The following is a 23,314-nucleotide window of genomic DNA, read 5'->3' as shown; positions in this document are numbered from 1 at the left end:
TATCAATCACCAATCTGGTCATGGCGGCTCAATAATGAACCATCGCCATAAGAATAAAAACGATAGCCTTTTTCAATTGCATAAGAATAGGCTTTTTTCATCCGCTCAAACCCGGCAAAGGCACTGACCAGCATAAACAGGGTCGAGCGCGGTAAATGGAAATTGGTCGTCAGCATATCGACGATCTTAAATTCATAGCCCGGCGTAATGAAAATATCGGTATCCCCTTCAAAAGCAGCCAGTTTACCAACTTCGGGTGCGGCACTTTCCAACAGGCGCAAAGATGTGGTCCCAACCGCAATCAACCGCCCGCCTTTGGCGCGTGTCTGATTGACCAAATCGACCGTTTCCTGTGGGACAACACCAAATTCGGCATGCATTTTGTGATCTTTCACATCATCCACTTTAACCGGTAGAAACGTCCCGGCACCAACATGCAAAGTCACATAGGCTTTTTGTACGCCTTTGGCCTCCAGTTTTTCAAACAGGTCCGGGGTAAAATGCAATCCGGCGGTCGGGGCGGCAACCGCACCTTCTTCCTTGGCAAAAATGGTCTGGTAATCGGATTTATCACGTTCGTCCGCCAAACCTTCACGCTTGATATAAGGCGGCAGCGGCATGCCACCATGGGCTTCCAAGGCTTCCATCAAGGCGGCACCCGCGCAACTGAACTTCAAGGTCACTTCGCCGCCGTCTTTTGCGACAACATCTGCGCTAAAGTCGTTATCAAACGTAATCATCTGACCCGGTTTTAATTTCTTTGCACCCTTGGCAAAGGCAATCCATGTGCCGTCGCCTTCATGTTTATGCAAAGTAACTTCCACGTTTGCCTCACCGCGCTTGCCTTTCAGGCGCGCCGGGATCACACGGGTATTATTGATCACCAAAAGATCGCCTTCGCGCAATAAATCAGGAAGGTCTTTAAAAATATAGTCGCTTAAATCTGCATCAACCCGTAAGAGTTTGGACGCATCGCGTGGGCTGACTGGACGCTGCGCAATCAATTCGCGCGGCAGGTCAAAGTCGAAATCATCGACTTTCATACGGTTCCCCTTTGGTGTGAATAGTGCTATCAAGGCGGCGCACACTAACCGAAAACGATTTAAAAGACAATGGACCTGCTGCTCGTAATTTCAAGTGCCGATGCTGGCACAATCGCTGCCCCTTTAGGCGAGGCCTGCGTGCGTGCCGACCTCGATTGGGGATGTTTTTTCACCGGGCAAGGGGTTAAGACCTTAAAAGACGATACCTTTGGCGATCTCGTGGCCTCAAACTGTATTGAAGCCGTAGTCTGCGCCGAAGCCTGGAAAGATCATATGGACGGCCTTGATTGCCCCGTCGATCTCGGCAGTCAGTTCCATCACAGCGGGTTGGTCGCCAAGGCCGACAAGGTGATCAGTCTATGAGCAAACATATCCTTGTTCTGGCGCGCCGCGATGTGCGCGAAGCCATTCGGGTTGCCGCCGGTTTAACCATCCGCAACAACACTGTGGACTTTGTCTTTATGAAAAAAGCACCCCTAGCCATAAATGGTAAAGTGGAAAATCACGAAATGTTTGAATTGGCCGAGATTAAACCCCAAAGCCTGATCCCCGGCATACCCGACACGACACCGTGTCAGAACCTCAGGGCCTTAATCGCCAAAGCCGACAGAGTGGTGAGTTTCTAAAATGAAGATCCTGACCTTAAACACCGGCCTGTTTGAAGACGCCGACATCATCATTGAAGCGGCAAACGCACCCGTAATTGACCTGACCGAGACACTCAGCACTGCAGAATGGGATAAGGTTGTCGATGAAATCTTGGATGCCGATTTGATCGTCACGGCATAAAAAAATCATGTATGCACAAACAGACACCACTGGGTCCCCGTTTTCACGGGGATGACGAAAGGTGACGGGGATGACGAAACATCCTGTCATTCCCGCGAAAGAGGAAACCCAGTGCTAAGATCAAGCCAGTTTGGGTTATTGCTTTCAATCAGTTCCAACTTCCAAACTCGCAACCATTTCTTAATTGCTTTTTCCCGGGCAATCGCCTGATCTATTGCCGGGTATTCCTCGCAATAAACCAAATGCTTAACACCATATTGCTTGGTAAACCCTTGAATGACACCATGTTGATGTTCGCTTAAACGACGTTCCAGATCACCCGTAACACCTATATACAAAGTACCATTACGCCGACTAGCCAGAATATAGACATAACCCGATTTCATCGCTCTTTTCTCCTCTCGCAAAATTAGGAAAAGAACAGAGCATTTTTTAAAAACTGGGTTCCCGCTTTCGCGGGAATGACATGTTTTTGCAATATTTCATCCCCCCCTGTCATCCCCGTGCAAACGGGGATCCAGTCGGAAGATCAAGCGCATTAATCCCTGATCACCAAACGTTTGACGATCTCGCCTTTTTCCAGATGGCTATCCAGAATTTCCATTGCGTCTTCAAGGGTCGGGACGCTATACCAGACACCTTCGGGATAAACGATCATAGCCGGGCCGACACTGCATTGACCGAGGCAACCGGACTTGGTCACGGCGACTTCTTCGCGCAAACCACGATCACGCATGGCCTGTTTTAATTTCATCCCGATATCCATAGAACCCCGTTTTGCGCAAGACGGCTTTGTCGGGTCGTCACGTTCATGTCCACACCAGAACAGGTGACAACGAAATTGCTTGGGCATCGTTTTTTCCTTCGCATGAAAACAGGTCGGCCCCTTTCATAGCCGACTCTTCTCGACAAGCCAAGTCGCTTTCGTGTAAGAAGCGATTTATGAAACGGCCCTTTTATATAGAAATCCCTTACGGTGATCCCGCAATCCTGTTTGCCCCGCATGCAAACAAACCTTTTGCGCAGTTGCTGGATTCCGCCATGTTCGATTTTGAACAGGGCCGTTACAGTTTTATTGCCATTGATCCGTTTGAAACGTTTACAGACGGTCAAAACAGTTTTGCAAAACTACAAGATAAACTCGCGGCTTATTCATTTGAACGTCACCCGAACCTCCCTCCGTTTCAAGGCGGTGTCGTGGGCTATTTCGGCTATGAGCTTCTTCATCAAATTGAAAAAATTCCATCTCAAGCCAAAGATGACTTAACAGTTCCTGATCTTTGCCTTGGATTTTACGATGTGGTGGCCACCTTTGATCATCATTTAAAACAGGCGTGGATATTCTCCCTCTTCCATGAAGATCGGGCTTATTGGCTAAAGTCTCTATTATGGGGTAACGACGCCACTTTCCCGACTTTTACACCTTGCTCCATAGATTGGAAATCTGGTTTCCAAAAAGACGAATATGTTACGGCTGTTCAATCCGTCATTGATTACATCCATGCCGGTGACATATTTCAGGCCAACCTGACCCAACGATTTAAGGGCATGATGCCCGACAATTTCGACCCGTTTGCCTTTTATCTGAACTTGCGCAAAATTAACCCGGCCCTGTTTTCTGCTTATCTGAATTTCGGAGATTTCTGCATTGCGTCCTCATCCCCGGAACGTTTCTTAAAGCTTAAGGGTAAGCAAGTCGAAACCCGCCCAATTAAAGGGACACGGGCACGCCACCCGGACGTCATACAAGATCACGCCAATGCAATGGAACTGGCAAGCAGCGAAAAAGACCGCGCCGAAAACACCATGATTGTCGATTTGTTGCGCAATGACCTGTCACGCGTTTGCAAACCCCATAGCGTACACGTCCCCGAGCTGTGCGCCGTTCATTCTTTTGCCAACGTGCATCATCTTGTGTCCACCATCACCGGAAAACTGGAAGACGGCTATGATGGGATTGACTTGTTGCGCGCTGCTTTTCCGGGTGGGTCCATTACCGGTGCCCCAAAAGTGCGTGCAATGGAAATTATTTCTGAACAGGAACGTTGCCCTCGCGGGGTTTATTGCGGGGCCATCGGCTATATCGGATTTGACGGCAGTATGGATACCAACATCGTCATTCGCACCGTTTTGTTTAAAGACAAAACCGTCTGTATTCAGGTGGGCGGCGGCATTGTTGCTGATTCTTCCCCCCATGACGAATATGAAGAAACCCTGACCAAAGCCAAAGCCCTGTTCGACGCCTTCGCCCGACAGGGCTAAGACATGGCGATATGGCGGCGACGCTCGAAACTTTCAATCAGCTTCCATTGTACGATCGGAATATCCTGTAAAATAACCGCCGAGATCGTACAAAATTCAAAACTACCATCTATTTCGATATGATGTTTGCTGCGACGATTACCGACAACACTGTCTTCTGCAAAAATATCGCCCCGTCCAATTTCCTCAATAAAACGTTTCCCGCAATAAAGACGTGCGCTGCCTTCTTTCACAATTGCCAAGCCTTCTTTTTTAAGCGGGGCATATTCATCACCGGCACAAAGATGATGCGACACCATCTCATCGGCAATCCGATTTTGCGTACTATAAGATAGCGCCTCCCCAAAGATACGGGTATTTTGCAAGAATTCGCGACCTTCCATTAGGCGCAGGATATCTTCAAACAGCTGGTATTTTTCAACAATATTACGATAAAGTGCTACGGGGATTTTCATAGCACGAACAAAAGTTGTCGCACGATACGTTTCCATCAAGGGCAATTGATGAATGGCCGCAATTTCACCAACCAAAGACCCCGCCGATGCCAGTGCATGCAAATTGCTGGAGGTTTTAATCATCTCTACCGCACCCGTCAGCAATAAATAAATATTATCGACCTTTTCCCCTTCTTTAAACAGGATGGTTTCCGGGTTGAAGGTTACCAGATTAGAGTTCATTAACGTACGCAGCGCATGGGTCGGCACGGTCGGGAAATAATTACGCAAATAAGCATAAGCATACCGTCTGGTGTTGTCCTGAAAAGACGGGATCAGCACATCACTTGTCCCGAACGGTGCGCCAGAACCGATCTCGCGTTGATCAACCGTTAAAGCACGCGCCGTATGCGACAAAATGATTTTGCCGGAAGGATCATCCCTAAAATCATCCGACTCTCCATGGATCAAGCCACCACCGATGTCGATTTTTTTGACATCCATTTCTTCCAGATAATGGTCTTTAACCCGATCAAAGAAAGCTTGAGATACACCCGGAGATTTTTCATCTTCGTTGATCATGTCTTTCAGAACTTGCAAGGACACAATATCGGCATAATGACCATATGTTTTATAACCTTCCGGTCCCAAGGCGCGGAATTGAAGAACAGCGGTTTCAACCGGATGGGGCGACATGCGCGGGCGGACTTCCAATCCTTCGATATCGTTCCATTCATCGACTTTCAGATCGTGAATATTGAAAAAATCTTCAAACCGGCTTTCATCAATCGACAACAGCGCAGATAATTTTTTCGCTACAGACGCACGTACATAAGGTGCCGCATAATAATTAATTTTACGATCAGAGCGGATAAAAGCCGGTAATCCGGCAAAATGATCATCATGGGAATGGGTATGAAAAATCCCGTCTACTTCGCTAATCCCGATCCCAAGGGCCTGCAACGTCACCCGCACATTCGGCCCTGCATCCACCAGATAAATCTTGCCTTGATACATAATGACACTGGACATGGTCGGACGATTAACATCCCATCCATCCCCGTCCCCGGAATGAATAACCGAAAAACTATCACGGGCAATTTCGTGATAATTCAACGGATAGGACGGCACATAATGATCATCCACATCTAGATTAAGGTCGACCTGAACGGTTTCATCTTCATAGCTGACTTCGAATTTATTAAGTGACAGGCGTTTGACAAAAACACCGTTTTTGATTTCAACCGCATCATCTTTAACCACCCGATGATCAAGCAAAGCACTGGGATGATGAATGGCGCCAAAAGCAAAGCGCAACTTCATACGCATCATATCTTTGGCTTCGGCAGGAGCGGCCCCCCCCTTGATCAATTCTTCTTCGCTGACCAGACCATAATTTCCGCGATAGATATATTCCATCTGCGCATCAATTTGATCTTGTGCGCCGACCAACATCGGTTTTGCCCCCGTATTATTGGGGTGATTCGGGATCAGTGTACCTTGACGATACAACATCTGCAAAACCGGGAATTCTGCCATGTTGGTAAAACTACCATTTTGCAAAATCACATCGGACAATAAAATAACATTGGGGCCAGTTTCAAACGACCACCCTGCCCGTTCCGTCGGAACAATCAATCCACGTTTCATCAAATGTTTCACGCTGTCGGGCGGACAGCCACATAACATGAAAACACCGGCTTCGGGAACTTCGACCCATTCAATTCCAGTGGATACTTTAACTTTTCTTATCTGCCCCATAGGTACGTTGAACCTATCAATTATTTAGTTGTGTAAAACGGTTTGAATTACCCTAACGTGCTTTTATGAACACGTCTATCTTTGTCGAAGGACAAAGCCTGTAATTATCATAATGCTGCTTATTTTTTAGGCAATAAAAGCATCGAATTGATTTAATTCGCTCACTCCATTGAGGCAAATTACGCAAGAATCGACACATGCGCCGAGCCAATTACGAACAGAATATCAAAAACATCTTGCACTAATAGCCGCCATGAAAGTTTAATACTTCTTCAAATTTCAGGCACATGCGAGTTTTTCTTTGATCCATCCTCAACATACTATCGCTTATCGAATGGCCAGAACCATTGTTCTGTTGACGTTATGCCTCGGACTTGTCATCGGCAGCCTGCTTGTCGTCTGGGATTACCAACAACGCCTGAATAGTTTCAACGACCAAATCGAAAGCTTATTGGGGTCGGTTGAAAAAGCGGCAGTTCGCTCTGTTTATACCTTCGACACCGGACTCGCCGTTGAAATTGCAAACGGTTTATTTGCTTTCCCCCCTATTTCCAGCGTGACTATTCGTGATGAAAACAACACAATCATGTCCACACTGGAACGCTACAGAGGGCCACTCCCCTTTGCCGCAATTTCAGAACTGCTTTTCAAACCGAAGTACGCCTATACGATCGACTTACATTTACAGCGCGAACCCGACAAAAGTATCGGCAGTTTGTATATTGAGGTCGTTCCCCATCAAACGGCCGAAGCCTTTTTTAAGCGCGCCCTTATTATTTTAGGGTTGGCATTGCTTCAAAGCTTCTTGATTGCCATTTTCCTGTTTTATGTTTTTCACAACCGCGTCACCCGCCCTTTGCAACGCTTGGCCGATGATTTCGCCCGTATCGATCCACAAGCGCCCAGCCAAAGTCAACTCACCCTTTCTCCGGCGCTCAAAGGAACCGAGTTTGAAGGTGTGACCTTGAGCGGAACAAACATGTTGAACGTTATCGGCTCTCATCTGAAGGAAAAAGAAAAAGCCGAAAATGAACTTAAACGCCAAAAAGAGGAAAACGAACGCTTCCTGCAAATTGCCGAAGCCATCATTCTGCGTCTTGATATGCAGGGCCGCGTCATCAAGATCAACCAACGCGGCCTTGATGTCATGGGGTGTAAATCCGAAGACATTATAGGGAAAAACTGGTTTGAAACCGCAATCCCGCGTGAAAATCGCGACAATACTTTACGCATTTTCAACAATCTTTTCTTCACTCAAAAAGGCCAGCTTAAAAATCTGACACCTTCCAGTTATCTGGAAAATGACATCATCACCAAGCGGGGGGAACGCCGACGTATTTTTTGGCACAACGCGCGCGAAGTAAACCGCGAAGGAAAGACAATCGGTATCCTGAGTTCAGGACAAGACATTACAGCCCGCAAAAAAGCCGAGGATGCCCTGAAAGCAACCGAAGGAAGTTTGCGTGCAATTATCGAGGCCACATCAGAAGGCTTCGCCATCATAGAAATTGATAAAAGGGAACTGGTTGATATCAACTCTTCGCTTTGCCAGTTGTTGGGTTACAGTCGCGAGGAAATGCTCTTTTCCCCCCTGTCAAAATTTATTTATCCCGATGATATGGACATTTTGTCCGATTATTTCAGACAGGATAACAACCGCCCGCACCGGACTTACGAATTACGTTTGAGACGTTGCGATGCAAAACGTGTCCCCGTCGAAATCAATCTGTCTAAACTCCCGTATGAAAAAAGCAGCAAAGCGCGCACGGTTGCTTTCATCACCGACATTACCAAACGCCGTGAACAGGAAAAGAGACAAAAAAAACTGGAACAGCAACTCCGCCAAGCACAGAAAATGGAAACAATCGGTACGCTGGCTGGCGGCATTGCCCATGATTTCAATAATATCCTGACACCTATTTTAGGGTATGCGTCATTACTGTCTGCACGTATTGATAAAGACAGCCCAAACCATGAACGGATCACTCAAATTGCCAAGTCCGCAAAACGAGGGGCCGACATGATTAAGCAAATTCTCAGCTTTTCCCGACGCAGCGAAAGTGAAATGGAAAGCCGCTACCTTGCCCCCATATTGGAAGATACCTTGCAACTTATTAAGGCAACTCAGCCATCCAATATCGACATAGAGCTCAACATACCCAAAGATTGTCCGCCCGTTATTGTTGATCACACACAAATTCAACAAATGATCCTAAACCTCTGTACGAATGCCAATCAGGCAATGGAGAAAGACGGCGGCACCCTTCGCGTAAGTATGGAACACTGCATGTTGCAGGCGGAAATCGCTGATACCTCCCCCATTCTGAACGTTGGACCGCATATCAAAATTTCAATCAGCGATACCGGGCATGGTATGGATGAACAGACACTAACCCGAATATTTGATCCCTTCTACACGACAAAAGAAAGCGGTAAAGGAACCGGCCTAGGCCTCGCAATGGTGCATGCGATCGTTCAAGATCATAAAGGTGAAATTTTTGTTAAAAGCATCCCTGGCAAAGGAAGTACATTCACCATTTATCTCCCCGTTAGTGATCAGCCTGTTGCCAGCATGCCCGCGGTCGAAGAGATTATTGAAGGCAATATGGAATATGCTCTTATCGTTGATGACGAACTTCTCAATACAAATTTTCTGGAAGAATTATTGGAAGATGTCGGCTACAATTTCGACAGCTTCAACAGCGCACTGGAAGCCTTAGAAGCCTTTAAAGCAGACCCGGACAAATACCAGATCATCCTGACCGACCAAACAATGCCAAAAATGAATGGTGCTCAGCTCATTAAAGCCATTCATGAAATCAGACCTAAAATACCCGTTATTATGATGTCTGGGTATGACCAAACCGTCACCATGCAAAATGCTGAGAATTTTGGAATTGATTTTTTCATCACCAAACCGGTATCAATTGATCGACTGACCAAAGCCATGCACGATCTCCTGCATAAACCGTCATAGATCAATCATTAGCGCATATTAATTAACGATTCGCGCAAGAATTTTCTCCTCTCTTTACGCTGAGATTGAAGTACCCTATATACAAAAAACTATTATTGAGAGCAAAGACACATATCATAAAAACCAGAAGATAAATTCATCTCCCGCCTTACTCTTGTATTTTATGATTTATTTAGCTTTTTTGAATTAAAATACCCATTGGCCCTATATTTTTTATAATTTTTAGACGCTTAATGAAGTTTAGTACGAAATTCAAGTTGTAGTTTTGTACAAAGCTTTTAAACTTGACTGTAAGCAGTATCCTTAAAAAAGGAAGCGGGGTAGGAGTGAATGCCTGAAACAAAACGAACCTGGAGCTTAAGAACCAAATTACTGGCCACCTATTTGTTAATCGTAGGTGTAAGTATGGTCGTCTTGTTTACAGCATTCGAATATCGCAATTACCACAACGCCAATAAACGCCTTCACGAACAAATAAAGCAAATCGCAGATTTCCAAAGCTCTACCCTATCCGTTCCCGTCTGGAATTTTGACGAACAATCTATTCGATTGGCAATGAGCACCTTAGCCAACAATCCTCACTTCATTAGCGGGACCCTTCTAGATGATTATGGACATGTTCTGGAACATGTCGGCAAAGAAGGCGCCGAACCCAATGTACCGGAACTGAAAGTCACGCGTGACATTATCTTTTCCGGCTCAGAACGTGATGAAGTCGTCGGCAAGCTCGTCCTGATTTTTGGGGATGATCAGGTAAAAAGCCAAGCGTTGGAACGCCTTGTTTTTGACAGCTTCATTCTTATTCTATTAGCAGCCTCACTGGTTGGCGGAACATTTATTGCCTCACAACGTCTTATCGGGAAACCTCTTGATTTACTGCTCAAAGGGATCCGCCGTGCAAAGGTTACGGATGATTATGAGCCTGTAAAATGGCAATCTTCAGACGAGGTAGGACAGGTCATCAACGCCTTTAACGATATGATGAACCATCAAATCGAAACCGATGCAGCCCTGCGCGCTGCCCGCAATGCCGCAGTCGAAGCTGAAGCCCGCCTGAAAGATGCGATTGAAAACATTTCTGAAGCCTTCATTTTATTCGACAAACAACAAAATCTTGTCTTATGCAATACGCGCTTCAAAGATTTCTACGAATATAGCGACGAAGATATTCGCGCCGGTATCAGCTACAATCGTCTCATTGAATTGGATATCGAACGCGGTGTTGTCCCTGCCGTCGATCATTTTGGACGTTCCTATCACGACCTGCGCAGTGCGTACAACTGGGACACCAGTGGTTCCATCGAAGTCGCCCTGACAGACGGTCGCCATCTTCTTATTCGTGAACGGCCAACCCATGCAGGTGGCCGCGTTGGGATTCAGACCGACATTACGGAAATCAAGCGCGCAGAACGTGAACTGCGTCGCGCACGTGATGAACTGGAACATCGCGTCGAAGAACGCACACATGAATTACAAGCTGCAACGACAGAAGCTAAAAAAGCCAACAGGGCCAAGTCTGAATTCCTGTCACGCATGAGCCATGAGTTGCGAACCCCCCTGAATGGTATCCTCGGATTTGCACAATTGTTGCTGATGGATCAGCGCCACCCGCTTTCCGACAAGCAATCCGAATATATCGAACACGTCCTCAAAGCCGGTAACCTGCTTCTTGAATTGATTAACGAAGTACTTGACCTCGCAAAAATCGAGTCCGGCCGTATCAGCCTGTCCATTGAAAACATCGACCCCAGCAACGTCGTTAATGAATGTGTGGATATGATTGATGCCTACGCGGGTGAACAAAACATCGCTATTGAGCGTATAGGAAACGACAATCCAGACAAATATGTCATCGGCGACTTTACCCGTCTCAAACAGGTTCTTTCTAACCTGCTCTCCAACGCTATTAAATATAACGTTGCGAATGGCAAAGTCATTTTAGACAGTTCCGAAGGACCGCAAGGTTTTTGGCGTTATACTGTCACCGATACAGGCTATGGCATTGAAGAAGGTAATCAGGATCAACTGTTCCAGCCCTTTAACCGATTAAATGCGGAAAATACCGACATTGAAGGTACAGGGATTGGCCTGACCATCACCAAACACCTGATCGAAATTATGGGCGGCGAAATTGGTGTCAACAGTAAGCTGGGAGAAGGTTCTACTTTCTGGGTTGATATTCCCTTATCCGATCAATCCATTATCCGTGATGCACCAGAACTGAATGTGGAAATCAGCCATCTACCCAAACGCATTAATGGTACCAATAGCATCCTCTATGTCGAGGATAACCCAGCTAATATGCGCCTCATGCGTGAACTGATTACCCAGCTTCCCCGCACCGAGTTTATCGAAGCAGGAACAGCCGAAGAAGGCCTTGAACTGATCAAGCAAAGCAAACCGGATCTTGTTTTGATGGATATCAACCTACCCGGCATGGACGGGTTCGAAGCCTTTGAGGTTATGCGTGACGACCCCAATATGTCTGACATTCCAGTGATCGCCTTAACCGCAAATGCCATGCCGCGTGAAGTTGAAAAGGGCCGTGAGCTCGGATTTAAAGCCTACTTGACCAAACCGATTGACGTGGCCTCGACATTAGCGGAAATCACACGCGTTCTGGAAGAAAGTAAAGTTTAGACCTACACTGAACAATCATTTTTCAGATAAAAACTCATGAACACCTTTGATCGTTTCTGCCAAGCCGGTGCGCACGATCTCTACTCCATCGGGGAAGGCCCCTAACATACGCGTTGGTGTTTGTCGGTCCAGCATAACAAACACACCCCGATCAGATTTACGACGCACCAAACGCCCAAACGCCTGCTTCATACGTAAGCGAGCAATCATCTCGTCATAAGAACGCGCCGGGAAAGATCGTTTTCGCGCTTTGTGCAAAATTGTCGGTCGCGGCCATGGAACACGGTCAAAAACGATGAGATGCAAGGAATCGCCCGGCACATCAACCCCATCACGGACCGCATCAGTGCCCAACAGGCAGCTGCTTTGTTCCCCACGAAAAATATCAATCAATGTCCCCACATCCATCGCATCAACATGTTGAGAAAGGAGCTGTATCCCTGTTCGATCCAATGGTTCAGCAATACGCTGATAAACCGCACGCAATCGATTAACCGCCGTAAACAGACCCAAACCGCCCCCACCGGCAGCCAAGAACAATTCGCGATAAGCCGCCGCAATCTGATCCAAATTATCTTTGCGGATATCATCCACAATATAAACTCGGGTCTGTTTTGGATAATCAAACGGCGATTTTACATCATGCAATAATGCGGGACGTGCTAAGTGGGATACACCAGTACGCGCCTGTGCAACCTTCCAGTCCAGCTCCTCATCACCACTGCCATCTCGTAGCGTGGCAGAAGTAATCGCAACACCATGTGATTTTTCCACAACTTCTTCAACAAAAGGAATGGTCGGATCCACCCAATGGCGATGCATCCCTACATCCATGTCACGCCCATCCATGCGTTCAACCGAAAACCAATCAACAAATTGCGGTGGCGTTTCGCCAAACAGGCTATCCAGCATCGCACACCATGCCAGAAGTTGTTGAACGCCACGGCGTTCCAAACTGGCACATGTGGCTTCGATACGTTGACGATTGGCACTGTCCAACTCATCCGCTTCTTCATCCATCAAAGCCATCATTCCTTTAATCAGGCTTTGCATCGGAATACGCATTTTCTCCAATGCTGATTTTAAACGTTCTGCCGTTTCCAGCACACCCTCGACCGGCGGATGAATGGCAGCTTCCAGACTAAAGGGCGATCCGTTATTGATATCGCGGGCATAAACTTGTTGGCGCATACGACGCAAAAAATCTTCAAACGGTCCCATCGGTTCACCGCCACTGATCCGCTGGTGCCAACTTGGTCCCGGCAGAATACGGGCATGATGCATAACCTCTTCCAAGGCCTCTTCCATCTCGCGACCCGTCACTAAATCTTCAATGCGCGCCTTTAATCCACGTGCACGTGATCGGCTGCTTTCTTCTGCCCCTAATAACCAACGCCTTAAATCCGCGCCTTCTTGACCAGACAAATGCGCTGAAAAAGCATTATCTGCCGCATCAAACACATGATGGCCTTCATCGAATATATAGCGGGTCGGCAACATGGCTTCTTCTGTCCCACCCAACGCGGCCTGTATCATCACCAAGGCATGATTGGCCACAACCAATTCTGCACGCCGCGCCCGGCGAACCGTTTTTTCGATAAAACATTTTGCGTAGTGGGAACAGGATGAGTAAACGCATTCACCACGAGTATCCGTCATATCAACTGTGAGACGCGCACCCAAGAGTTCTTTTAGCCACGACGGAAAATCCCCACCGATCATATCCCCATCCCGGCTTGCCAATGCCCAACGCGCCATAAGGCCTAAGGCAGGCGCATCATCAGCGCGCAAACGTAAGCGTGAAACCGCCTCTTCAAAATTCAAAAGACAGAAGTAGTTCTCCCGCCCTTTTCGAATAACGATTTTTCGCTTCTTTTCCTTCGGGTCACCGTACAGGCGATCCAGCTCACTATCCAACTGTCGTTGCAGATTTCGGGTATAAGTACTGATCCAGACGGCACCTTGGTTTTTTTTCGCCCACACACTCGCCGCTGCGATATAGCCGAGCGTTTTACCAACCCCTGTCCCAGCTTCCACCAATGCCATAACAGGTTCCCCAACCGCATTCGGGGCTTGAAACGCTTCGCAGATCGAAGCCGCATAATCTTTCTGTTCCAGACGAACTTCGGCATCTGCTCCCAGCAAAAGATCCAAACGGGCACGCGCTTCCACCGGTTCAACCGGCAAATGCCCGGGTTGCGGGGGCGGCGCACTTTCGACCCACTCTTTTAATTTATGCCAAATTTGCAAAGACCGTAATAAAGCACCGCTATGTGGTGCATCACCTTCCTGCACCCCCAACGCATCCAGAACGATATTTCCCCAACTCCAACCACCGGTTTTCATCGCCCAGGCCAACGTGATTAAATCCTTGCTGGAACGTTCTCGCAATTCGCCCAACAATTTCTGACATGCGGTACGTAACGTTTCAACTTCATCTTCCAGACTAAGGGGCTTCGGCAAGCCAAGACTGTCTGCAATCCCACGAGGTGTCGGCAGGCAAAATTGCGCAGGACGCACAAAGGCAAAGAGTTCCAGAATATCAAGCCTTGGAAACGGGCCGCATCGTAAACGTCGCGCTGTCGCCAAAGCATGCAAAACCAGTACGGGGATTTCACTGGTGGACAGACGACGTGCCCCTTCCTTTTGTGACAAGGTTTCTATTTCCCCATCCAAACTCAACCACGCGCACGAACGCACATGCGTTACCAAAACAGGAACGCATGGCATGCGAATCGACTGAGGAATAGGGTTTAACGTATCGTCCTTGACATTCATTTCGTCACAATAGCCTGCACTTTATACAATTTCCAGCACAGGCTTTCATGAAGATGATTTTTCTAGATTTCAAACACACTTACACGCGCCAAGAACCCCTTCTTAGCGCATTTTTCTGCCCGTCGAACCCGAAATTATTCGTTACTCAGACGCCTCGTCCCCATCAATCCCTTCTGCATTATTAAGCTGCTCGCGATTAATAGGATCACTTTGTTTTTCACGAATTCGTTCAGCCAAACGTGTCTCGAATGTTCTGAAGATGATCACTTCATCTTCATTACCAACGTTTGCCGTCAACATATCAATAACGACCTCACGTACAGTATCGTAAAGAAATTCATCTTTACCAAGCCGTTCACCAGGCAGTTCCTGAAATTGTTCGCCAACGATACCGACCAGCTCACGCGCTTTTTCTTCGTCAATACCGAGAATCTTCATAAGCTCAACTTCATCATGAGCTTCTTTCAATTTCTCAGCCGTAGAAAAGGCGATACCGATACTGACGATATCTTCGATTTCCTTTGAATGGCCGCTACCTTGTTGATACCCTTGCCCGAAATTACTATCGGTCTGCACACCGTCGGGTGCAGCAACGATATCAACACGACCGTCCGAGGACGTAATAGTCATGCTGTTACCCATTGGAGTTCTCTCCTAATATAAGATACATTCTGTCGTATTCATTATGGAATCATTTGAAAAAAAATTCAAGCTCTTACATTAAGCAAAAGGAGAGTTTACAATTTTACATTCGCCATTTAGGTGAAACAAATGATCTGATTAACGCGAAACTATTGACGAATGTCAGTCATAGTCTTAGTTTGCCCAGCCTTGGAGATATTATTCTCCCCAACGATTTATTTTTTTAAGGATGACCTGCGATGCCATCGGATGCACCTTCCCTGCACGCGCGTGAAGCCGCGCACCACTCAAAAGCCTGGCCCTTTGTTGAAGCACGCAACATCCTTAAACGCCTGAACGGCAAGTGCCCGGAAAATGGCTACGTCTTATTTGAAACTGGCTACGGTCCCTCCGGCTTGCCCCATATCGGTACATTTGGCGAAGTCGCACGTACCACAATGGTCATGCGCGCCTTTCAGATCCTGTCAGACGGTATGCCGACCAAATTGATCGCTTTTTCCGATGATATGGATGGCCTGCGCAAAGTACCAGACAATATCCCGAATAAAGAAATTATTGCCCCACATTTGGGCAAGCCCTTGACGGTCGTTCCCGACCCGTTTGGTACACACCCAAGCTTTGGCGAACATAACAACAACCGCTTATGCCAGTTTCTTGACCAATTCGGATTCGAATATGAATTCCGTAGTGCAACGCAATGTTATAAAGACGGCCTTTTTGACGAAACCCTGCTTTCGATACTGCGCAACCACGAAGAAGTTTGCAACATCATTCGCCCAACATTGGGGGAAGAACGTCGTGCAACTTACAGCCCGCTTCTGCCGGTTGATGCCGAATCTGGTAAAGTTCTGTTGGCAAAAGTCATTTCCACCAACCCCGATGCCGGAACGATGGTGTACCTGAACGAAGACGGCAAAGAAGTCGAAACCACTGTAAAAGGCGGTGCGGTTAAGTGCCAATGGAAAGCCGACTGGGCCATGCGCTGGACAGCCTTGGGCGTTAATTATGAAATGGCAGGTAAGGATCTGATTGATTCACAAAACCTGTCCTCTAAAATTTGTCGCGCTATTGGCGGTACACCGCCCGTTCAGTTCACCTACGAACTGTTCCTCGATGATAAAGGCGAGAAAATTTCAAAATCCAAAGGCAACGGTTTGTCTATGGAAGAGTGGCTGCGCTATGCTCCACCGGAAACGCTATCTTATTTCATGTTCCAAAAACCAAAGACGGCCAAACGTCTGTATTTTGATATCATCCCCAAAGCCGTAGATGAATATATCAGCCATGTTCAGAAATTTGACAGTCTGGAAGATGCCAAAAAAATCGACAGCCCGGCATGGCACATCCATAATGGTCACCCACAAGCCGACAGCCATTCTTTAAGCTTCAATATGTTGCTTAATCTTGTATCTGTTTTGAATACAGAAAACCCATCTGTAATTTGGGAATTCATCAAAACCTATAATTCAGAAGCAACACCGGACAACAGCCCGATGCTGGATAAACTGGTGGCATATTCCATCAATTACTATCAGGACTTCGTGAAACCGACGAAGAAGTTCCGTACGCCGACTGCTGGTGAGTGTGCTGCCCTTTCTGATTTGAAAGCCAAATTGGAAACACTCGCTTCAGACACCAGTGGTGAAGATGTTCAGACCGAAGTCTATACGATTGGTAAAGAACATAATTATGAGAACCTGCGCGAATGGTTTGCTGCTTTATATGAAACCCTGCTGGGTCAGGAAACCGGGCCACGCATGGGCTCTTTCTTTGCCCTTTACGGCCTGGACAAAAGCTGTGCTCTCATTGAAAAAGTCTTAAATGGCGAAGATCTAAACGCCTAAAACATCCCTAGATGATAAAAAGGCCCTTATATCTTAAAATATAAGGGCTTTTTTTATTGAAGCTGATCTAAAGCAGCGCAATGTTACGAGGCGTAAACAGGCAGGATATCGCCTGATTTACCAATCGCCGACCTTGATGCAATTACCCTAACTTTCAGCATTTGAAATTCTGGAAACGACTTCACTATTTCGTATAATCAGAAAGTGTTTTCTGTAAGAAAAGCCCAAGTGCCTTGTTTCCAATTGATCCGAAATGTACATGGTCAACAAAAGCAGACTCTTTTACATTCGCAAGAGCCAAGTCTGTATTTACGAACGAAAAATCATATTGTTGTGCCAAATCAGACAAGTCTTTTTCTAGTCTGGGATAGAAAATTTTAAAATGCTCATCCAAGTTTGGAAAAAGTTTATTGTATGTTTCAAGAAGCTTTTGTTCGTTGGAACTGAGTTCCTTTTTCGTTGTATACAAGCTTGGTTGCAGAGCGAAAACAAACTTTATCTGATTGAGGTCCGCAAAGTGCTTCGCTATGAGGATTTCATTCTTGAACCTAAACCAGAACTGGTCATAAGAGAAATCATTCGCTTGAAGCGTTGTATGTGGAACCGAAATCAAACCCGAAATTTCTGCAATTTTCGCTGCAACATATACCAGTTTAATTGAAAATTTTTCAGGTGTAATTGTCGTTTGAGCCTGAATAATTTTTGGCAGGTAGGCATTTCGATAGAGAATATTAGCGGTATACAGCGCTCTTTCTACGGAGAGCATATCTGGTGAGGTATAATAATCAAACCCTCTATAGGCAGCATAAACATCATTCCAGCCACTTAAGGCAACCCATACTTTGGGATTTAAGGTGTCCGTCAGATAATCTTTTATAAAATCAAATTCATTTGCAAAGAGGTACCCCCCGACACCGGCAGTTTCGGCATCAGGAATAAAGTTTGAGTACATATCTGTTTGTTTAACTCCGGCACCAAAGGCCGTGGAACCGCCAGAGAACAAGGTAAGATCTATGGAACTAAGCTCCTGACGTGTCATATCGGAGCGAATACCTATGTCATTAATGCTTACGCCGCGACCTTTCCAGTTCTCTAAAGGCCGGTAACCTGCTTTCGAATAATACTGAATATAGGCAAAATTATCAAAGCGACCAAAACATTCATTTTCTTCTATGTAGGCATCATTTTTATCACAAGACCATACAAAATCATCTGAACGCGTAGATGTCCCATAAAGAAGTTGCAAGGCCCCTTCTAAAACAGCCAGCGATATGGCAATAGAGAAAAAAAGAAGAAGAAGATTAGATGTGCGATTAGTCAAGGTCATATTTATTCTCGTAGCTTACTGCCAAAGCTGGATCTTGTGCATCTTTACGTAAAAAGCAGTTCCCGATCACCAGAACTTCAATATCAGTCCCCATAAAGCACTTAAAAGCATCATGAGGTGTGTTTACGATAGGCTCTCCGCGCACATTGAAGGACGTATTAACAACAACCGGACATCCTGTTTTTTCTTTAAAAGCCGAAATAAGTGCATGATAACGTGGATTGGTTTCTTTATGCACCGTTTGAATACGCGCAGAGTAATCGACATGCGTAATCGCCGGGATTTCAGAACGGGACACATTCAGTTTATCAATGCCGAATAAATTCTTTTCCTCATCGGTCATTTTGTAGCGACGTTTTTCGTGAACGTCGGCAACAATAAGCATATAAGGGCTGGGCGTTTCTTGTTCAAACCAATCGCTCACATCTTCAGCAAGAACAGAAGGAGCAAAGGGGCGGAAACTTTCCCGGAATTTCACTTTCAAATTTAGAGTTTTTTGCATGGAAGCAGAACGGGGATCCGCCAAAATAGAACGCCCGCCCAAGGCTCTTGGGCCAAATTCCATACGACCTTGAAACCAGCCAACAGCTTTATTCTCAGCAAGGGCTGTTGCCGTTTCTTCAAACAGAACCTGATCTTCCATGACTTCATAGACTGCTCCGGCTTTTGAAAGCTCCTTTTCTATAATGTCTTGAGAGAATTGCGGCCCAAGATATGAACCTTGCATCGCATCAGATGGATTAACTGTGCGTTCTTTCCCTAATTCCTTATGCCACGCAGCCATGGCTGCGCCAATTGCCCCCCCGGCATCGCCTGCAGCCGGTTGGATCCAGATATTGGGAAAGGCACCATCGCGTAAAAGTTTGCCATTTGCGACGCAATTCAAAGCGACCCCACCGGCAAGACACAAATTAGGAATATCGTATTCGCGTGCCAATCCACGCGTAATACGTAGAACAATTTCCTCTGTAACAGCCTGCACTGAAGCTGCAATATCCATATGAAATTGTGTTAAAGCGTCTTTATCCGGTTGACGTGCAGGTTGACCAAAAAGTTCCGCAAATTTGCGATTGGTCATAGTTAAGCCGCTGGTATAGTTAAAGTATTTTTGATCCAGTTTAAAAGAACCATCTTCTTTTAAGTCAATCAATTTTTCCAGAATCAGGTCTTTGTATTTAGGTGTTCCATAAGGGGCTAAGCCCATAACCTTATATTCACCACTGTTAACCCGAAAACCCGTATAATAAGTAAACGCAGAGTAGAGCAACCCAAGCGAATGCGGAAAATGGAGCTCTTTGACAATTTCCAGACTATTACCGTCACCAATTGCAACCGTTGTGGTTGCCCATTCACCGACCCCGTCCAGTGTCAGTACAACAGCTTTTTCAAATGGAGATGGGTAAAAGGCACTGGCAGCATGACTGAAGTGATGCTCTGAGAACAAAAACTCGGGCATGTTTACGACACCCTGTTTTTCTTTGAGCTGTTTAATCAATAGATCTTTTTGAAACAATTTCTCGCGCAACCAAACCGGCATTGACATACGGAATGAATTTATGCCCTTGGGCGCGACTGCGACATATGTTTCCAGCAAACGCTCAAATTTTAAGAAAGGCTTGTCGTAGAAAACAACATAATCAATGTCGTCAGCGCTTATTTTGCCTTCTGCGAGGACAAAATCGATTGCATGCGTAGGGTATCCTGCATCGTGTTTTTTTCGGGTAAACCGTTCTTCCTGTGCAGCAGCAACAATATCACCATCTACTATCAAAGCAGCAGCGCTGTCATGATAAAAAGCTGAAATTCCTAAAATATTTGTCATTTTAGAACAAGGTATAGATAAAAGGAGCAACCGCAGAGCCTTGGCTTAAAACAATTAAACCACCAAGAACAGCAAGCATCACGAAAATCGGCAATAGCCAGAATTTTTTTCTTACTTTAAGAAAGTGCAGAAATTCTGAAAAGAAAGACATAATAACCTCAAAACTGGTTTTTCATGGAATGATCTGACTTTGGCCGTTCCAGCCAATAACTTGAGGCCGTTTTGTCAATCTTTTGCCCAAGTAGGTCCTTACCTAAAAGGCGCATGATTAGCCCGGTGGGAACGACAGTGAGAATAAATAAAAGGGTCATGATAACCGGAGCAACAATGGCTCCCAGTAACAGTCCAAATTTAAACCAGATCCGATTGGGAACAGTGAGTATTTTTGGAAAAAATAAACCAGCAAACAAAAAAGCGACAGATAATCCGCACGCCCAAATCAGAACGGGCTGCCCTTTTAGGGTCGGCAAAAAAGCTATGACTGCAAAAAATATCGCAAACACAATGCCAAAATTGCGTTCAGATCCCATTTTGACAACAACATGACTTGTGGTTTCAGACATTGAAGGCTTCTTTCACATGTTTTTTTAGCTTCCTAGCAAAATATAGTACGCAGGTAAAGGAGAATTGAACCGATCTAGAGTAGCCGATCGTATCAAGGAGAAACGAATTTGATGCCAAATATGTTTCAACAGACTGCCATGGGAGCAGAGGTTTCTCATTTAACTCTTTCTTCTTTGCAACCTTGTATGAACCTCAGTTCAAAAAAGTCACTCCTTTTTTATGTTGTTCAAAAAACAATAAACCTACAATTTTCAAATTAGATTCGGCAGTTTTTTCCATTAATGAAAGCTGCTTTCGGCAAATACTGGTAAATCGTGATCCAAAAATAAAAAAATATGAAATAATATCTTTCGACACCCTGCAAAGGTCATATTTTGAGAAAGCCTTTGATCTTCTTTACTTTTTGTAAATCTATCCTCAGCCTTCCAACTTATACAGACCTATATATAGGGCCAAACAAGAAATTACACCCTACATATAGCAGGCATAACTTCTAGTTCCGCCTTGTTTTCCGCCGCTTTTCCCATGTTTTTACATTGACCTCCCATCAAATCCCATGATATCCCATACTATCCCATCGAATAATAGGGACAGCCCATCCGTTAACAATGGACTGTCTGGAAATTGGGATCGGTTATGCCGGTCTTTTCACTGTTCTTCAATGGGTGAGGTTCGAACGTTTTAGCAGGCAGGCACCGCCATCATGGCACTTTTTGTCGGAAAGCATCTAAATAAGATAGATAAAAAGGGACGCACCAGTGTTCCCAAGCCTTTCCGCGCGTCTTTTGAAACGCAAGATTTTCGCGGGATGTATGCTTATCCCTCCTTTAAATTCCCCGCGATTGCCGCTTGTGACGAAACCTTTATGACCGTTTTGGCAGATAGCCTCACGGCCGAAACTGATTTTTTCTCTGATGATCAGGACGATCTCGCGGCTGTCATTTTAGAAAGCGCAAGTCAACTGAGCTTTGACACCGAAGGCCGCGTCATTTTACCACAAGAACTGCTGGAACACGCCGGAATTACGGATCAAGCCCTGTTTGTCGGACGCGGGCGTGAGATTTTGATCTGGGAGCCCAGTGCCTACGAAGCGCATGCCAAGCAGGCTTTCAGCCGCGCCAAGGCCGCCAAGCGCACCTTGAAACTACGCGTCAGCCCGGAGGATGTGCAATGAGTGGTCATATCCCGGTCCTGTTAAATGAAATTGTTCAGGCCATCGCACCTGAAGAAGGTGACATCGTGATTGATGGCACGTTCGGTGGCGGTGGATATACCAAAGCCATACTGGATGCAGCCAATTGCCGGGTCTTTGCCATAGACCGTGATCCAGACGCGATTGAACGGGGAAACACCCTATCCAAATCCTTGGATAACCGGCTTACAATGTTTGAGGGCTGCTATGGGGACATGGCGGCCCTTGTGAATCAAAAGGTGAACGCGGTTGTTCTGGATATAGGAGTCTCTTCCTTCCAAATCGACGAAGCCGATCGCGGTTTTTCCTTCCGCGAAGACGGCCCGCTGGACATGCGCATGGCGCAATCCGGCGAAAGTGCAGCCGATGTTGTTAATACCTACGATGAAAAAGACCTCGCCGATATTATCTACAAATACGGCGAAGAACGTCATTCGCGCCGCGTGGCCCGCGCTATTGTCGAAGCACGCAAAGAAGAAGAAATCACAACAACCGCACAACTCGCTAAAATTGTGCGCTCTGTTGTATGGCAGGCCAAGGACAAGATCGACCCGGCAACCCGCACATTTCAAGGGTTACGGATTTATGTGAATGACGAACTGGGTGAACTGGAACGTGGTCTTGCCGCTGCCGAAGAATTATTGCTGCCCGGTGGTCGTCTGGTGGTTGTCACCTTCCATTCATTGGAAGACCGCATCGTTAAAAAGTTTTTCAAAGAACGTAGTGGCGCAAACGCACGTACCAACCGTTATATGCCTGATGCCACAACGGATGGGCCGCAACCGACATTCAAACTGGTGACACGCAAACCCATTGCCCCCAGTGACGAAGAATTAAAAGAAAACCCGCGTGCGCGTTCTTCAAAACTGCGCGCTGCTGTTCGCACCGATGCACCAAGCTGGACGGGAGGGACGCCATGACCCGCCTAACCCTTGCCTTGACCGTTTTTCTGGCGATTGCCCTATCTATCGGGGTCTTCCGCATCACCTATCAGGTGGATGAACTGGAAAAAGAGCTAAGTGAACTGAACAAACAAATTCTGGAAGAACAGGAAACCATCCATATCCTGAAAGCGGAATGGAGCTACCTGAACGATCCAAATCGTCTGGAAGATTTGGCGCGTCGCCATCTCGGCCTTAAACCGATGAACGGTAATCAATTGATCAATCTGGATATGTTTGACAAGCAATTGCTGCCCGATGATCCCAACGCTCAACCCATAAAACTGGAGCGTTAATC

Annotated in this window: 20 protein-coding genes; 10 read left to right on the top strand and 10 right to left on the bottom strand. The window is 46.2% G+C overall.

The genetic code is table 11. The features are described 5' to 3' along the window. Positions 1-2 precede the first annotated feature (2 nt). Positions 3-1,043, bottom strand: coding sequence for a tRNA preQ1(34) S-adenosylmethionine ribosyltransferase-isomerase QueA (gene queA, locus ACI0FF_RS04900; protein ID WP_419799007.1), 1,041 nt, complete (start codon positions 1,041-1,043; stop codon positions 3-5). Between the two features lie 69 nt (positions 1,044-1,112). On the opposite strand from queA, the gene ACI0FF_RS04895 reads away from it, so the two are divergent. The 3 genes from ACI0FF_RS04895 to ACI0FF_RS04885 are packed head-to-tail and all read left to right on the top strand — an operon-like array spanning position 1,113 to position 1,832. After that, positions 1,113-1,406, top strand: coding sequence for a hypothetical protein (locus ACI0FF_RS04895; RefSeq protein ID WP_419799006.1), 294 nt, complete (start codon positions 1,113-1,115; stop codon positions 1,404-1,406). Then, positions 1,403-1,669: a hypothetical protein gene (locus ACI0FF_RS04890; RefSeq protein ID WP_419799005.1), complete on the top strand. Its 267-nt coding sequence runs from the start codon at positions 1,403-1,405 to the stop codon at positions 1,667-1,669. Before ACI0FF_RS04895 ends, ACI0FF_RS04890 begins: the two co-directional genes overlap by 4 nt. Position 1,670: 1 nt before the next feature. Further along, positions 1,671-1,832: a hypothetical protein gene (locus ACI0FF_RS04885; protein ID WP_419799004.1), complete on the top strand. Its 162-nt coding sequence runs from the start codon at positions 1,671-1,673 to the stop codon at positions 1,830-1,832. A gap of 86 nt (positions 1,833-1,918) precedes the next feature. Here the strand turns inward: ACI0FF_RS04885 and ACI0FF_RS04880 are convergent, their stop codons facing one another. Beyond that, on the bottom strand, positions 1,919-2,218 hold the full coding sequence (locus tag ACI0FF_RS04880) for a GIY-YIG nuclease family protein (protein ID WP_419799003.1): 300 nt from the start codon (positions 2,216-2,218) through the stop codon (positions 1,919-1,921). Positions 2,219-2,370: 152 nt separating this feature from the next. After that, entirely contained in the window at positions 2,371-2,685 is a 315-nt protein-coding gene (locus ACI0FF_RS04875) for a (2Fe-2S) ferredoxin domain-containing protein (RefSeq protein WP_419799002.1), read from the bottom strand. Positions 2,686-2,774: 89 nt separating this feature from the next. Here ACI0FF_RS04875 and pabB point away from each other — a divergent pair, with 89 nt between their 5' ends. Then, positions 2,775-4,094 (top strand): aminodeoxychorismate synthase component I, encoded by a 1,320-nt coding sequence (gene pabB / locus ACI0FF_RS04870; protein WP_419799001.1) that lies wholly within the window; start codon positions 2,775-2,777, stop codon positions 4,092-4,094. Here the strand turns inward: pabB and ACI0FF_RS04865 are convergent. Then, positions 4,091-6,289 (bottom strand): cyclic nucleotide-binding domain-containing protein, encoded by a 2,199-nt coding sequence (locus ACI0FF_RS04865; protein WP_419799000.1) that lies wholly within the window; start codon positions 6,287-6,289, stop codon positions 4,091-4,093. The two genes, pabB and ACI0FF_RS04865, sit on opposite strands and share 4 nt — an antisense overlap. Before the next feature lie 334 nt (positions 6,290-6,623). On the opposite strand from ACI0FF_RS04865, the gene ACI0FF_RS04860 reads away from it, so the two are divergent. Together ACI0FF_RS04860 and ACI0FF_RS04855 are read left to right on the top strand one after the other, a co-directional pair. Then, positions 6,624-9,266: a PAS domain-containing hybrid sensor histidine kinase/response regulator gene (locus tag ACI0FF_RS04860; RefSeq protein WP_419798999.1), complete on the top strand. Its 2,643-nt coding sequence runs from the start codon at positions 6,624-6,626 to the stop codon at positions 9,264-9,266. A gap of 330 nt (positions 9,267-9,596) precedes the next feature. Continuing rightward, complete coding sequence (locus tag ACI0FF_RS04855; RefSeq protein ID WP_419798998.1) at positions 9,597-11,906, top strand: ATP-binding protein; 2,310 nt, start codon at positions 9,597-9,599, stop codon at positions 11,904-11,906. Between the two features lie 15 nt (positions 11,907-11,921). Here the strand turns inward: ACI0FF_RS04855 and ACI0FF_RS04850 are convergent, their stop codons facing one another. Next, the gene (locus ACI0FF_RS04850; protein ID WP_419798997.1) at positions 11,922-14,684 is read right to left on the bottom strand and encodes an ATP-dependent DNA helicase; all 2,763 of its coding nucleotides are present in this window, start codon (positions 14,682-14,684) and stop codon (positions 11,922-11,924) included. A gap of 141 nt (positions 14,685-14,825) precedes the next feature. After that, a complete protein-coding gene (locus tag ACI0FF_RS04845; protein ID WP_419798996.1) occupies positions 14,826-15,314 on the bottom strand; it encodes a hypothetical protein in 489 nt (162 codons plus the stop codon). Between the two features lie 251 nt (positions 15,315-15,565). Between ACI0FF_RS04845 and ACI0FF_RS04840 the strand changes: the two genes are divergently transcribed. Further along, on the top strand, positions 15,566-17,170 hold the full coding sequence (locus tag ACI0FF_RS04840) for a lysine--tRNA ligase (protein WP_419798995.1): 1,605 nt from the start codon (positions 15,566-15,568) through the stop codon (positions 17,168-17,170). A gap of 184 nt (positions 17,171-17,354) precedes the next feature. Here ACI0FF_RS04840 and ACI0FF_RS04835 read toward each other — a convergent pair whose 3' ends face one another. The 4 genes from ACI0FF_RS04835 to ACI0FF_RS04820 are packed head-to-tail and all read right to left on the bottom strand — an operon-like array spanning position 17,355 to position 20,882. Then, on the bottom strand, positions 17,355-18,497 hold the full coding sequence (locus ACI0FF_RS04835; protein ID WP_419798994.1) for a hypothetical protein: 1,143 nt from the start codon (positions 18,495-18,497) through the stop codon (positions 17,355-17,357). Beyond that, entirely contained in the window at positions 18,484-20,319 is a 1,836-nt protein-coding gene (locus tag ACI0FF_RS04830) for a carbamoyltransferase family protein (protein ID WP_419798993.1), read from the bottom strand. The genes ACI0FF_RS04835 and ACI0FF_RS04830 overlap by 14 nt, the downstream gene beginning before the upstream one ends. Before the next feature lies 1 nt (position 20,320). Next, a complete protein-coding gene (locus ACI0FF_RS04825) occupies positions 20,321-20,470 on the bottom strand; it encodes a DUF5989 family protein (protein WP_419798992.1) in 150 nt (49 codons plus the stop codon). Between the two features lie 7 nt (positions 20,471-20,477). Beyond that, positions 20,478-20,882 (bottom strand): SxtJ family membrane protein, encoded by a 405-nt coding sequence (locus tag ACI0FF_RS04820; RefSeq protein ID WP_419798991.1) that lies wholly within the window; start codon positions 20,880-20,882, stop codon positions 20,478-20,480. Positions 20,883-21,586: 704 nt separating this feature from the next. Between ACI0FF_RS04820 and ACI0FF_RS04815 the strand changes: the two genes are divergently transcribed. From ACI0FF_RS04815 to ftsL, 3 genes are read left to right on the top strand one after another with little or no spacing between them, the layout of a single operon-like run. Continuing rightward, on the top strand, positions 21,587-22,057 hold the full coding sequence (locus ACI0FF_RS04815; RefSeq protein WP_419798990.1) for a division/cell wall cluster transcriptional repressor MraZ: 471 nt from the start codon (positions 21,587-21,589) through the stop codon (positions 22,055-22,057). Beyond that, entirely contained in the window at positions 22,054-22,995 is a 942-nt protein-coding gene (gene rsmH / locus ACI0FF_RS04810; RefSeq protein WP_419798989.1) for a 16S rRNA (cytosine(1402)-N(4))-methyltransferase RsmH, read from the top strand. The genes ACI0FF_RS04815 and rsmH overlap by 4 nt, the downstream gene beginning before the upstream one ends. Continuing rightward, entirely contained in the window at positions 22,992-23,312 is a 321-nt protein-coding gene (gene ftsL, locus ACI0FF_RS04805; protein ID WP_419798988.1) for a cell division protein FtsL, read from the top strand. Before rsmH ends, ftsL begins: the two co-directional genes overlap by 4 nt. Positions 23,313-23,314: the final 2 nt, after the last annotated feature.

It is taken from the genome of Terasakiella sp. 4MB5A, assembly GCF_050058155.1.
Classification (GTDB): Bacteria; Pseudomonadota; Alphaproteobacteria; order Rhodospirillales; family Terasakiellaceae; genus Terasakiella; species Terasakiella halodenitrificans.
Note: the sequence above shows the minus strand (reverse complement) of the source record. Positions and strands in the feature narration are given on the sequence as shown.